Raw genomic sequence first — 15582 nt, forward strand, 5'->3', positions numbered from 1 at the left:
ACTCAGGATAGTTTTCTCAGTGCAAATGAATACATCATGTCGGGAGCCTGTACAAAAAATAACAGCTCATATCCTTTTTCTACACAAAATCCGTTCACCGCTTCAATCGTATCAAACTTGAACCATTTTTTCCATTCACCGGTAGTGTATCTGCCCCCACAAATTAATCCTCCGTTTTTCACCTTACGGTCCAGCACCTCCAGCTCCTGTTTCATTCTTTGATAAGCACCTCCCGTATCGATGTACACCCAATCGAAAAAGCCATCCGCAAACTCCCCGGCTTCGCCCTCTCCGTAGGCCCCCAGCTGCACGCTACCACTCTCTATTTCTCGGGGAAATACCTGCTTCATCTCTTCCTGCCACTTCGGGCCTGTTCTCTGATCCAGCAGAAACAGCTGTTTAATGTTACCATGGCTCACTATTTCCTTTGCAAATGCCTTGTCTGTTATGCCTAACAGTGCCCCCACCCCATTCTCCGGCAGATGACGGACCAATGCCGAACGATCAGGGAGGAAACGACAGTTCCGGATATGTATTTCTTCCAGAAAGACCCTTGGCTGAGGTAGGTCTTTATAATATTTCCGGGAAATTCTTTTGGCCAGCTTATGTACTGTCAACAACCTTACATATTTGGGCAGAAGGTTAAATGCCACATCAACAGCGCCCATACTTTAATTTTTAATTTTTCTGATTGCAAAAGAATTGAACATGCCAGGCGCCAGTGCAAAATATACCAGCTCATAATCATGGCTAATACAGAACTCATTGACAGATTGGATCACCCCAAATGAATTCCATATATACCATACACCCATCGTATAATCATCTCCACAGATAATGCCCGATGGCTTTATCTTTCTATCAAGCACTTTTAACTCTTCCAGGGTATATGGATAAGAATGGTCTGAATCAAGGTAGACCCAATCAAAGAAATGGTCCGGAAAACTGTTAAGCGCTTTGATGGAATTAGACTGTACGATTTCGACTACCCCTGCGCCTATTTCCGTTTTGAATCTTTGTGCTACCTCATTTTTTAACCTACTGAACTCGCGCTCCCACGAGTCGATCAGGAATAATTTTTCAGGATGACTTCTCTGCAGTATCTCTGAGGCAAAATCTCCGTGCAATACACCTATCTCAGCTACCACAGCATTTGATGGCATGCAATGCAACATCTCCTCCCTGTTCCTGATGAAAGTACAGTTCTGCAAATGCCGCTCTTCGAGAAAAAAACGCTGCTCCGGCTGAAGGCCACGGGAAATGATCCTTTCCATTGTATCAGCCAGCTGGCCTTTGATGGACCTACGGATACCGACGGGGAGTATGTTGAATAATCTCATATAAGTTTTTTAGAGAATCGTGTTGAGTGAAGGGTTTATGTTAATCTCCAAGCAGCAGCTTTTCCAGCTCTTCGTCGGATAATCCGTCGATAGCTTCCAAAAAGGCCTGATCCAAACCCGGCAAGCGCTTAGCCAGGTCTTTAAGCACAGGGTGTTTAAAAACTTCTATGATACTAAGCGTTGTATCAAATACCTGCCCGACTTTAGTGATCATATGAATTGCGTTAAGAGAATTTCCTCCCAATGCAAAGAAGCTGGCATGCCGTCCTATCTGGCCCGGCGGAACCGATAATACTTCTGCCCAGATTTCTGCCAGTCCTGTTTCTTCCTTTCCCTCCGGAGCTTCGTACTCTTCCAGCGATATTTCCGGTGCGGGCAAGGCCCACCTGTCTACTTTTCCATTATGGGTCAATGGTATAGTATCCAGGAATACATATTTGCCGGGAATCATGTAATCGGGCAATATAGCCTGTAGAAAAACTTTCAACTCCGCCGCTGTGACCTCGCCATCAGCCTTCACGTAAGCACAGAGGAAACTGTCAGCACCTGCTCCCAGTAATATCACCACTCCCTCTTTTACCATCGGATGGCTGATCAGGGCGGTTTCTATGTCATGAAGCTCTATCCGGTACCCTCTTAGCTTTACCTGCTGGTCCTTTCTTCCGTGTAACAGGATTTTGCCATCCGGAGCAAATGAGGCAAGGTCTCCGGTATTATATATTTTGCTGCCAGGATGGAACGGATGGTCAATGAAATAACGGTCCGTCAGTTCCGGTTGCCCCCAATAACCCGCTGACAAACCATCTCCACTCACGTATAGCTCCCCGACAGCTCCCGGCGGCAACAGACACCTGTCGTCTCCCAGGATATAAGCGTCTGTGTTGAAAATTGGACGCCCAATGGTAACACATCGCAGAAATTCCGTTATGTTATCAGTCGTAATCAATGCTGCAATACAGCCAATAGTGGCCTCCGTGGGTCCATAGTGGTTAACAATCTGCACAGCCGGATTCAACAACAATGACTGCTCCACGAAGGAAGGCTGGATCATCTCTCCTCCCAGCAGCACCACTCTCAACTGCCTGATCGCTTCCCGGAACAAAGATGCTCCTGCAAGTACGGAGTAGAGCGAAGGCGTCATCTTGAGGTAGGTGATTCCCTGCTCGCAGATATATGCAGCAAGGTGCTCAGGGGAGAGATATTTTTCTCTTTTTAGCAGGTGTAATTCATTACCGCACAACAAAGCAGAATATATCACGGTATATCCAAGATCAAACGCATAGGAGCTCACCAGGGCAGTCTTGTCCCGATCAAAATGTATGGTGCTTTTCAGCCAGTTAATGTAGTTGTGGACATTCTGATGGTTGATCATGACCCCTTTAGGCTGACCAGTAGTACCGGATGTAAATATGATATACAGTGGATCTGATGATATGGTGTCAGACAATAGGTTATCATAATTTCCCGTATACACGTTGGCTGACAACTTCAATAAAGGGAATCCCTCAGGGGTTTCATCTGAGTCAGATAGGAGCAGCACTGCACCTGCATTTTTCAATATCAATGCTATACGCCCCGGAGGAAGTGAGGGATCAATCGGTACATAGGTTGCCCCTGCCTTCATTACGGCCAGCATAGCAATAATCATATCCGGGCCGGTTTCAAACAGCAGCCCTACCATACGCTGCCTTCCTATACCCTTTTGCCTTAATATATTAGCCAACTGATTGCTACGTGCGTTTACTTCTGCAAAAGTCAGCCTTTCCTGTTCATAGACCACACACGTCCTTTCAGGGGTCCGTGCCACCTGCTCTTCAAAAAGCATGGAAATGGTCTTTTCCTTCTCATATGAATGTCCGGGCTGTTTATTCCACGATAACAATAGCTTGTCCCGTTCTTCAACGGAAAGTATATCAAGAGACGAAATACTGCTTAATCCCTGCGATGGCAACTGTTCCAGCAGTCGTTCAAAACAGGCGACCAGCCTGTCGATGGTACTTTTATTAAATAATGCAGTGCTATAGGAAAGCTCAAAAACAATTCTGTCCGGATGTGCTATCGCCATTAATGACAGGTCAAATTTGGAGATACGTTTCTCATGTGTGTACTCGTCTCTGGTCCCTCCCCCCTGCTCACTCTCCAACAGATTGAACATTACATCAAAAATCGGATTTCGGCTGATGTCCTTCTCCTTTACCAACTTCTCAACAAGGAGTTCAAAGGGATATTCCTGATGGTCTAATGCTTGTAAAATATTATCCCTGACCATACGATAGTAATCACTCACGGACATATCTCCCTTCAGCATGGTGCGGACCACCAGCGTATTAACAAAGGGACCTGTTACCGCCTGCAGATCAGCATGCCTTCTTCCCGCCACGGGCGTACCAGTGAGTATATCCGACTGTCCGGTTATTTTCGACAACAGCAACTGGAAAGCACCCATCAATACAATGTAAAGCGTCATGTTATGCGCCGATGCAAATTGCTTCAGGGCAGCCGGATCAATGCTGAAACTAACCCCTGCGCCACTGTAGTCATGCAATGCAGGACGGGGTTTATCTGTCGGAAGATGTAATCTGGGTAATGGACCGGAAAGAACATTTTCCCAATAGTCCAACTGCTTCGCCACTAATTCCCGCTGTGCATCACTTTGTTGCCACTCTGCAAAATCCCTGTACTGAAGCCTTACGGGGGATAGTGCTTCACCTGCCAGCAACCGTTTCAATTCTGTTTCAAGTATACGCTGGGACATTGCATCCGTAATAATATGGTGCATATCTATCAGCAGTCCTTTTCCACTGACATATGCCGCTCTGATCAATGGCGCTTCATTCAGCAGGAAAGGTTGGATAAAGTCTGCCGGCACCGCTGCCATATCAGGATATTCAGGCAGGCTGATCTTTGTTTCCTGATGTACCCGCTGCACTAATCCGCCAGCGGTCATTTCAAAGGAGGTGCGTAATATCTCATGCCGTGCGATCAACTGGTGGATCGCCTGTCTCGCTGCCATTACACCCACTTCAGCCGGCAAGTCCATAAACATCGGCATATTATATGCACTGCTGTCGGGCGCCAGTCGTTGAAGAATATAAAAGCGTTCCTGTGCAGCAGAGGCACGATACACATCCCTGAGAGGCTGCACCGGCAAAGACGCGTAATAATGACTGGCATCTCTTCCGTTTATCTCATGTCCGATCTCCCTGATCGTGGGATGCATAAAAATAGTAGCGAGCGGGATCTTCACATTGAATTCCTGGTGAATATTTGCCACCAATACAGTAGCCTTCAGAGAGTGCCCACCCAGCTCAAAAAAGCTGTCATTCACACTGATCATATCTGTGCGTACACCAAGAATTTCAGACCAGATAGCCGCCAGCTTCCACTCTGTTTCCCCTTCCGGGCCAACAATGTCCTTCCTGGCTTCCATCATGGGATCAGGCAGGTGCGCATGATCTATTTTACCCGTAATGGTAAGCGGGAACTGTTCTAGTCTCACAAAGCGACCGGGTATCATATACTCAGGTAGCCTTACTGCTAAATATCTCCTTAACGGATCAATATCTTCGCTTTTCAATCCCGTCACATAACAACATAAATAACGATCATCTCCCGCTCCATACATTACCACCACCGCCTCTTTCGCCCCGCCATAAGTCAATACCACCTTCACGATCTCATCCGGCTCGATCCTGAATCCACGGATCTTCACCTGTTCATCCAGGCGCCCCAGGAAGGCAATATTACCATCCTCCAGCCAACGGGCCTTGTCTCCCGTGCGGTACAACAATTCTCCGGGCCGGAACGGATGCGGGATAAATTTCTGAAGGGTAAGTGGTTCATCACGCAGATATCCTGCTGCCATCCCCGCCCCGCTGATACATAGTTCACCAGGAACACCAATAGGCTGCAGCCGCTGACTACTATCCAGTATATAGACCTGTGTATTCCTGACAGGCCGGCCTATATGACCTGTGTCCGCCCCCATGAGGGTTTCAATAGAGGTGACAGTTGTTTCTGTAGGGCCATACTCATTATACAACGGGATACCGCGCAATTTCTGAAATAAGGAAGGAGGACAAACATCACCGCCACTGATCACTCTTCGGAGAGAAGTGCACCCCTGATAGTCCAGGCTATTTAAATACATCGGCACTGCATGAAGATGAGTGATCTGCTGCTCCCTGATATAGGCCTGCATCAGAACAGGATCAAGCATCGTGCTCCGGTCTACCAGCACAAGGGTGCTTCCTGACAACCAGGCAAGCCATATCTGTTCAACAGACGCATCAAAGCTGAGCGTCGAAAATTGTAATATCCTCTCGTCATCCGATATGCCAAATACCTGCAACTGATATTGGATGAGATTAACAACTCCGTCGTGCCTGATCTCCACCCCTTTGGGCTTACCGCTAGTACCGGAAGTATATATTACATAAGCAATATCTTTGGGGGCCGGGTTATAAAGTGGAGGATCCGTCGGAAACAACATCAATACGGACCTGTCATCCTGAAACTTGATCCTTTCAGCTCTGGCTGCTTCCTTAGTTTTATCGATGCTGATCAGCACATCATACCTGTAGCGGGTCAGTTCATTTGCTGTTGTGTGTATTTTAGGAGTAAAGGATAATTCAGCAATGCCCGGTATAACAGCCTGTAAGTCTCTGAAGTAATCCCTGGGGAGAAACAACTCGGAAGAAAAGTCCAGTTTTGTGTGATAGCCCTTATCCGGATTGTCCTGTCTGAATTCCATCAAACTCTCCATAAGGGCCTCTTTCAGGTCCTGGTCCATAACATCCCCGACAAACAGATATCCCTTATCGTCGAGTAGGGTAATACACTTCTCCAGTACCTGACGCAGGTAATTATGCCCGTGAAACGACTGTATGACGCTATTGATAATAATAAGATCGAATTTTTTCCCGTCAATTTGATCAATCTGATCTGCAGACATCACATCCAGACGAATATTATTGATCCCACGTTCCTGTACCAGCTTCTTGTTTCGTGCTATAATAGCACCGGACAGATCTGTACCGTAATATAATCCTACATGTGGCGCCACGCGGAACATGGTGATTCCGGACGCGCAGCCTATTTCCAGGACCCTGCTGTCAGGAGAAACTAATGGCAACACCTTTTCCAGGACATTATCCCCATATTCATCCATTTCGGTTCTTGTAAAGGGTTGGCCGGTATAGCTGCTCACCCATCCCCCGCCACTGATATCATCTACAGCCGTTTCTCCTATGAACTCCCATAAACCGGTGCTCATAGCAGCATTCAGGGTAGACTCTTGTTCCAGATGTACCTGGTCACTGTCGATACATAGATACCTTTTAAGACAACTGCAACTCCATAATAAACGATTGAGTTCCCTGTTCATCTTCTTCTGAGAAACCAATACGCTCATCTCTCCGTCGTTAATGATGGTCCTGACTCTTTCTTCCGGAAGTGCAGTATCCAGCGGTACATAAGCCGCGCCCGTCTTTAAGATGCCCAGTAGCGCCACCATCTGTTCTATAGATCGGTCTATATAGATACCCACTCTGTCATTATTGCCTATCCCCTGACCTATAAGATAGTGGGCCAGCTGATTAGCTGCATTGTCCAACTCCCGATAGGTCAATACCACCGGCCCCATCATCAGCGCTGTTCGGTCAGGTGTTTTAATTACCTGCCCGGCAAACAACGCCGGCAGCGTTGAAGTAATTTCCGGAACAACTACCGTATCATTGAACTCAAAAAGAAGTTGCTCTTTTTCTGTTTCATCATAGAGTTTTATTTCTCCCAATGGGATATCCGGGTCATTCAACACTACCTCCACAAGATTTTTGAAATGGCTGATCAGCCGCTCAATAGTGCTCTTCCTGAATATGTCCGTGTAATACTCTACAATGAAATCTATGCTGTCCTCTTCTTCGTGTACAAAAAAGGTTATATCAAACTTGGATGTCTCACTCCTGTAAAGATCATCAGCGGAAGCAATCCAGTTCTTATTGTTTTCCAGGAGCTTCTCTCTTGGTTTTTCGTAATTCTGGACCACCATGGAAACATCAAACAACGGATTCCTGCCCGGATCACGCACCACCTGCAATTGGTCTACCAGGTCCTCGAATTGTACATCCTGATTAGTAAACGCCTCAATAGCGTTGTTGATTACCTCGTGCAGAAAGGTCGAAAAGGTTTTATCTCCTGTTGGCTTGTTTCTCATTACCAGCGTATTGACAAACATACCGGCAATATGCTGCAGATCAGCATGCGGACGCCCGGCGATACCTGTGCCGATAATAATATCGGACTGCCCCGTATATCTGAACAGCAACACATTCAGCAGTGCCAGCACATTCATATATAAGGTTCCTCCCTTACCGGCGTTCAGTGCCTTTAACCTGTCCAGCACTTCCTTTTCAAATCTGAAGCTACACCGGTCTCCCCTGAAAGTAAATACCGAAGGACGTTTAAAGTCGGTGGGAAGGTATAAACGAGGTATCTCACCGGCCAGCAAATTCTTCCAATACTCCTCCTGTTTGCTTATCTCTCCGGAAATCATCAGTTGATTTTGCCACGCGGAATAATCGACATAACTGAATTTCAACGGAGAGAGCGGTCTGTCCTGAAGTAAGGAAAGAAAATCTTCCGCCAAGATGGTCCCTGTGGTACCGTCTGATATAATATGATGCATATCGGCCACCAGCACATGATATCGCCCTTCTACGGTTATAAGACAGGCACGAAGCAACACATCTTTACCAAGATCAAAGGGGCGGATAAAACTACGGACAAAGGATGGCACCTGTTCTTCCTGCAGTGCCACCTGCTCCAATTGAAAATCGATGTGTTCATACACCCGCTGAAAACACTGATTATCAACAAGGATAAAACTGGTACGGAAGCTGGCATGCCTTTCTATTAAGGCCTGAAATACGGAAGGTATCTTATCTATCGGGCAGCCGGGTTGTAATCTCAGCACCATCGGCATGTTATAACTGGTGCTGCCGGTATCCATCTGCTGTATAAAGTACAGCCTTTTTTGTGCAGAGGATAAAGGATAATATGCGCTTTTTTCAGCCTTTACCATTGTAGTAAAATCAGCCCTGGAAGCAGCATCGATCGCAGCAGCCTGTTTCCTGATAGTCTGTAGCATGAACATATCTTTCAGGGGCAGACGCACATTGAAGGTTTTATGAATATGCGTTACCAGCACTACCGCACGCAGTGAATGCCCTCCTATAAGGAAAAAGCTATCATTCGTGCTGATCGTCTCCACCGGATGGCCCAGGATTCCGGACCACACCTCCGTCAACATTTGTTCTGTAGCACTAGCGGGCGCCACATACATCTCCCGTCGTTCATGTCCGACCGCCGGCAAGGCTTTTTTATTGACCTTACCATTCCCTGTAAGAGGAATCGCATCAATCCTGATGAAATAGGCAGGAATCATGTAATCTGGCAGGGACAGGGACAAAAAGTCCGATAGCACCTGATGACTGATTATCCCGTCAGCAACATAATAAGCGCATATTTGCTGATTATCCACCTCTTTTAGGGATAGGACCACACATTCCCTGATACCATGATATCGCAGTAGCCCTTTCTCAATTTCGCCCAACTCTATTCTGAAGCCTCTCACCTTTACCTGATCGTCTACCCGGCCGATGAAAGCCACGGTACCATCATGCTGCCACTTGCCCAGGTCACCTGTTCTATATAATTTCTCACCCGGGTTAAAGGGATGATCAATAAATTTTTCTGTTGTAAGCGCAGACCGATTAATGTATCCACCTCCAACACCCGCTCCTCCTATACAGATCTCACCACATACGCCCACCGGCAATAATTGCTGATCTTCATTAAGTATGTAAATAAAACAATTGTAAACCGGTTTACCCAACGGTACTGATACGATATCCTTTTCCCTGTCGACCACATGACTAAGGCAGATATCTGTACACTCCGTTGGTCCATAGGTGTTATAAACAGTAGCCAAACAATCTGGTGCCCCATACCACGGCATCAATTTCATCATATTGATCGGTTCCCCGCCAAGGTATACCTTTCGCAAAGAGCGCAACCGGTCGTATTGGTCTGTTTCACTTTCCTCCAGTAACCGGTAAAACATCCCCGGCGTGCAGTTCAGCTGGGTGACCGCATATTTGGAAATTTCCGAACAGACCCTAAAAGCATCAAAATTATCTTTTCCAGACAATACCAGCCTGCCGCCCCGTATGAGGGCTGCGTACAGGTTTTTCTGGGAAAGGTCAAAACCGATGGAAGTAACGAAGAGAAACGTATCTCTTTCATTTATCGAGAAGTCGTTACAGAACCATTGCATCAGATTCTCGAAATTCCGGTATCGGACAACTGCTCCTTTGGGAATACCTGTAGTACCGGAAGTATATATCGTATAAATAATTCCTTCCGGATCACGTATCACTCCCGGATTGGAAACAGGATAATGTCTGATCACGGACAAATCATGCCGATATTTCTTCGGCCGGACAACGGGCGTTTCCCGGGACTTCGATTTATTGACATGAAGCAACACATCATAACGGTAGCGTGTCAACTCATTTTCTGTTGTATGGATTTTATCTGAGAAAGTAACACTTTCAATTAAAGGATACTCCGCCTGCAGATCATCAAAGAATGCTTTTGACAGGAATAACTCTGACGAAAAATCTGTTTTTGTTGGTGCCCCCGGATGCTCCCGCTTGTACTTCTCCAGTTCCTCAATCATTCCCGATTTTGTATCCAGGTCCATAACATCTCCAATAAACAGATGACCTTTTTCTCCCAGTAACGCCATACACTGCACGATGACCTTATGCAGGTAGGCATGGCCATGAAAGGATTGAATCACACTATTCAGGATGATCAGGTCGAATGCTTTTGTGTCTATTGAGCCGATTTCATGTGCTGCATAACATCCCAATCTGATATTCTTATGTCCTGCTGATCTTACCTTTTCTTCATTTGCACGGATCATTCCTTCAGATACATCAGTGCCAAAATAAAAACCGGTTAACGGAGCGATCCTGAACATGGTGATACCCGATGCACAGCCAATTTCGAGGACGCGGCTTTCAGGATGTAATAGCGGACTTAACTTGTCATAGGCGTTTGAAGCATATTCGTCCATTTCTTTTTCCGAAAACGGCAACCCGGTAAAACTGCTGTTCCATCCACCTGCAGCGATTTCATCAGAAGATACCTCCCGCACATAATTCCAGAGATTTGCATTCATCATTTCATTGGAGGAAGACTCCTCCACACTGTCGATATCCTCTGTATCCAGACAAACAAACGTAGTAAGCCCCTCACAATTCCATTGCATACGATGCAGCTCACGAATATGGTCCTTTCCGGACAGGAGCAGCCGTATGCCAGCGTCCTTCACGATCATTTCAATACGGCTTTCAGGCCAGCCGGTATCAATGGGAATATACCCGGCTCCGGATTTAAGAACGCCCCAGATTGCCATGATCAGTTCCGGCCCCCTTGACATATAGATGCCCACAACCGTATTAACCCCCACCCCATGACCGGTAAGGTAGTGAGAAAGCTGATTGGCGCTTTCATTCAACTCCCGGTAGGTGAATGAGCGCCCCTCGGATTGCAGTGCTATGCTGTCAGGCGTCAGGCCTACCTGCCGTTCAAACATCGTTACCAGGTCTTCTGCACTACCATGGGCAACATCACTATTATTAAACGTTTCCAGTAGTTGCCGGCGCTCCGCCGGTGGCAATATATCAATATCCCCCAGGCAGATATCCGGCTTTTGAATGATCGTATCCAGCACCTGACAGAAATGTCCCGCCAGCAATTGGATGGTCTCCTTTCTGAAAACATCGCTATAATATTCAATATTGATTTCTATGGCATCCTCCTGCTCATATACAAAGAAGGTCATGTCAAACTTAGCGGTAGCATTCGTATAATAAATGCTGTCCGATTGACGTTGCTCCGTAAAATTCTGCACAATAAGACAGATATCAAAAACGGGGTTCCTGGAAGGATCGCGTTCTACCTGAAGTCTTTCAATAAGATCTTCAAACTGTACATCCTGGTTTTCAAATGCAGCAATACTGTTATGAATCACCTCCTGTAAAAAAGCATCGTAGTGCTTACCCTTTTCAGGATAATTACACATAATAAGGGTATTAACAAACATGCCGGCTATGCGCTGCAGGTCTGCATGAGGCCGGCCGGCAATATTTGTTCCCATAATTATTTTCGGCTGGGCCGTGTACTTATAAAATAACACGTTCAACAAAGTCAGCATGTGCATATATAAAGTGCCGCCATGCTGCTTTATCAGTTCCTTAAATGCAATGGCCTTTTCCCCTTCCACGCGAAACCGATAATCAGCTCCTTTGAAAGTGAAGTTGGCAGGTCGCGGGAAATCAGCCTGTAATTGCAGACGGGGCAGGTCCCCTTCCAGCACTTTCATCCAGTATGCGATCTGCCTCTCAATGGCGCCACTGGCTATCAGACCATTCTGCCATTCGGAAAAATCCCTGTACTGAAGCCTGGGCACAGGCAACTCCCTGTCACCGATCAATGCCAAAAAATCTTCCAGCAGTACCACTGCAGAGGTGCCATCGGCAATGATATGGTGCATATCCAGCAACAGTATGTTCTTCACTCCACCCACCCGAAGCAGACAGCCACGTAGCAACAGGTCACTGGAAAGATCAAATGGTTTTATATAATTTAAAATTTCCGCTTCCAGTTCTTCTTCCCCGATCTCTTTCTGGTCCAGGTTAAATAACACCTGTTCCCTGATAACCTGAACAGGCTCGTGCTGATACATTACAAATGACGTGCGGAAACTTTCATGTCGGTCTATCAACCGCCGAAATGCTGTCTGTATCTGCTCCCGGGTCCAGTCTTCCGACAAAGTCATCACCTGGGGAATATTATAACTGGTATTCGCTTTATCCAGCATTTGTATGAAATACAAGCGCTTCTGCGCAGAAGAAAGGGGATAATGTTCCCTGAAACCAGCCTTAGGGATGGCGGAATAATCTGCTTTTCCGGCAGTACTTATCAGGGGGACCAATTCCAGCATCTGCTTCGCCTGCAATATACTGTCAAGCGGAATTTTCACGTTGAATACCTGATGTATTTTGGCGACCAGGGCGATAGCACGCAGAGAATGCCCTCCCAACTCAAAAAAGTCAACATCCAAATTCACAGCAGCAGTGTTTATATCCAACACTTCTGCCAGCACCGCTATCAGATGCTGCTCCGCTGGTGTCCTGGCTGTTACTATTTCATGTCGGGTCCTGGCCGCCCTCCAGTCAATCAATGCCTTCCTGTCTACCTTTCCGCTACTGTTGACCGGCATCTCCTTCACCCGATAATAACTACCTGGCAACATATATTCCGGCAGATAACCGGATAACCACTTTCTGAGGTCAATGTCAGCATCGGCCACATAGAAAGCTATCAATTCTTTTTGCTCCCGCTCCCCGATTACGATCACCGCCGCCTGTTGAATTCCCGGATACGCTTTGATGCTGGCTGCCACCTCCCCGGGCTCCACCCGGTACCCACGGATCTTTACCTGTTCATCAGATCTGCCTGCAAATTCAATATTACCATCCGGAAGCCACCGCCCCCTGTCTCCGGTATCATAAACCAATTTGCCATCATGTAAGGAGTATGGAAAAAACTTTTGTTCCGTCATATCTGCCTGATGCAAATAGCCGCTGGCAAGCCCCCCGCCACCAACAAGGATACGACCTTCTGCGCCAACAGGCAGTGGTTGCAACTGGTCATCCACGATGAAAACAGTTACATTATCAATAGGCTTACCGATGGGAATCGTCTTCCATCCCCTCTCCCTGCCCGTTACCTGATACATGGTGGTACACACCGTACACTCGGTAGGCCCGTACGCGTTAAAATAGGTAAAGTACTTCGAGCAGGCTACTGCTTTATCCACATCCGCTACATCTCCGGCAGTAATCAGACACCTCAGCCCCAACAGTTCTTCGGGCGACAGTATATCCAGAAAGGCCGGCGGCAATGTCAATACAGTTACTTCGTTACCGCTGAAAAAATCGATGAACTTATCCTTGTCCTTCACCTGCTGCTGGTCCGGCACACATAATACCGCTCCTGTAAACAAGGCCATAAATATCTCAGATACTGCCGCATCAAACGACAATGAGGCAAATTGCATAACCCTGTCCGCTGCCGTCATTTCCAGGATGCGACACTGGGAGCGTACCATATTTACCACTCCGCCATGAGACAGCATCACCCCTTTAGGTCTGCCGGTACTGCCGGATGTATAGATGATATATGCCAGATCATCCCGGGTAATCCTATTGCCCGGTCTGCGTTTACTATACTGTGCCAGATTCTCTGCCGTGATGTCCCCATCTGTCAACAATATCCTGATACCCGCATCGTCGATGATCGACTTTATCCGGTCCTCCGGCCAGTTAGTATCCATCGGAACATAGGCACCGCCAGCTTTAAGTATGCCCAACACCGCAATCATCTGCCACGGCGACTTATCCATGTGGATACCGATCAATTCTCCAATACCTGCCTGATGAAAGTCCAGCAGATAATTGGCCACGCTGTTTGATTCCTCCTCCAGCTGCCGGTAAGTCCATTCCCGCCCTGCTCCGCTTAGTGCTATCCTGTCAGGAAACAACCCTGCTACCTCCTCAAACACAAGCGGAATAGTTTCCCATCCCCCAAAATGCTTCTCTGTAGCATTAAATACCGTAAGTAACTGCTCACGCTCTATAACAGAAAGCAGATTAATATCCTTCAACAACAACTGAGAATCTTTCACCACTTCGCTGACTATCTTCCTGAAGTGCCCGGCCATTCTCTCAATAGTGTCCTTCCTGTACAAATCAGCGTAGAAATGGATATCAATATGAATCACTCCTCCGCGGTCCCTGACATAAAAGGTCATATCAAACTTGGAGGTAATTCTGTTAAACTCCGCTACCTCCTCTACTTCCCCGGTATCCTGCTCCCCGAAATCCTGCACCACTATGCTCATATCAAACATCGGATTTCTGGCAGGATCCCGCTCAATCTGTAACTTATTGACCAAATCATCAAACTGCATATCCTGATGTTCAAATGCAGTAATGCTACTATTGATCACCTCGTTGAGAAAATCCCGGTAAGACTTGGTCCCCACCGGCCGGTTACGCATAGCCAGCGTATTGACAAAAACTCCCGCTATATATTGCAGATCAATGTGAGGCCGCCCGGCCACAACGCTCCCGATAACAATATCTTCCTGACCGGTATATTTATAGAACAGCACATTCATGATGGCAAGCATGTGCATATAGAGCGTTCCTCCCGCTGTCACCATCAGCTGTTTCAACCCGATAGTCAATTCTTCATCCAGCACAAAACTATAATGATCTCCCTTCGCAGTAAAAATAGCAGGACGCCGCATATCCCCGGGTAGTCTGAGCAGGGGAATATCATCCTGATATAACGACATCCAATATCGCTCCTGCGCTGCTAATTCTCCCTGCGAAATACGTTTATTTATCCACTCAGAATAATCCTTATACTGAAATTTAAGCGGATACAAACTACCCCCCTCGAGAATAGTCAGAAAATCACCGGTAATAATCATGTCAGACATACCATCTGAAATAATATGATGCATATCTATTACCAACAACTGGCTTCCGTTACTGACATGTATGATACTCGCCCTCAACAGCATATCGCTGGCAAGGTCAAAGGGCCTCACAAACTGTTTTATATATTGACCAATATCAGATTCGTCCAGAAAAGCTTCCTGCAGACTAAAATCAACATGGTCATGAATACGCTGATAAGGCTCCCCTTCAATGGTAATAAACGAGGTACGGAAACTCTCATGCCGCCGGATCAACTTACGGAAGGCTTCCGCTATATTTGCGAGTGGGATCTGTTCCTTTATCTTCACCACCATGGAAATATTATACCCAGTATTATCCGGCGCCAGCTGCTGGATAAAATACAAACGCTTCTGCGCCGGTGAAAGCAGATAATACTCCTTTTCCTCTGCATGTCTGATTGTTATCCCTTCCTGCTGTTTGAGAAAATTTACAATAGCGCTTTTATTCACACGGATCTCTTCCATCACTTCATCCGGAAGATCATCTCCATCAAACAACAACTCCAGGTCCTGTCCAGCCAAATTAATATCTATGTTCTGTTGCTGCAACCGGATGAGCAATGATTTAATTTCTTCCAT

General features: G+C 46.6%; 3 protein-coding genes. All 3 read right to left on the reverse strand.

What is annotated here, in order from left to right; genetic code table 11:
• Positions 1-2: 2 nt before the first annotated feature.
• Genes ICL55_RS29935 through ICL55_RS29945 form a run of 3 tightly spaced genes read right to left on the reverse strand, consistent with a single transcriptional unit; the run spans position 3 to position 15582 of the window.
• Positions 3-668 (reverse strand): class I SAM-dependent methyltransferase, encoded by a 666-nt coding sequence (locus ICL55_RS29935; RefSeq protein WP_188104651.1) that lies wholly within the window; start codon positions 666-668, stop codon positions 3-5.
• A gap of 3 nt (positions 669-671) precedes the next feature.
• Positions 672-1340 carry a class I SAM-dependent methyltransferase gene (locus tag ICL55_RS29940; protein ID WP_188104653.1) on the reverse strand — a complete coding sequence of 223 codons (669 nt, stop codon included), beginning with the start codon at positions 1338-1340 and terminating at the stop codon, positions 672-674.
• A gap of 40 nt (positions 1341-1380) precedes the next feature.
• Positions 1381-15582, reverse strand: coding sequence for a non-ribosomal peptide synthetase (locus ICL55_RS29945; RefSeq protein ID WP_188104655.1), 14202 nt, complete (start codon positions 15580-15582; stop codon positions 1381-1383).

The sequence above is a fragment of the Chitinophaga varians genome (assembly GCF_014529945.1).
GTDB lineage: Bacteria > Bacteroidota > Bacteroidia > Chitinophagales > Chitinophagaceae > Chitinophaga > Chitinophaga varians.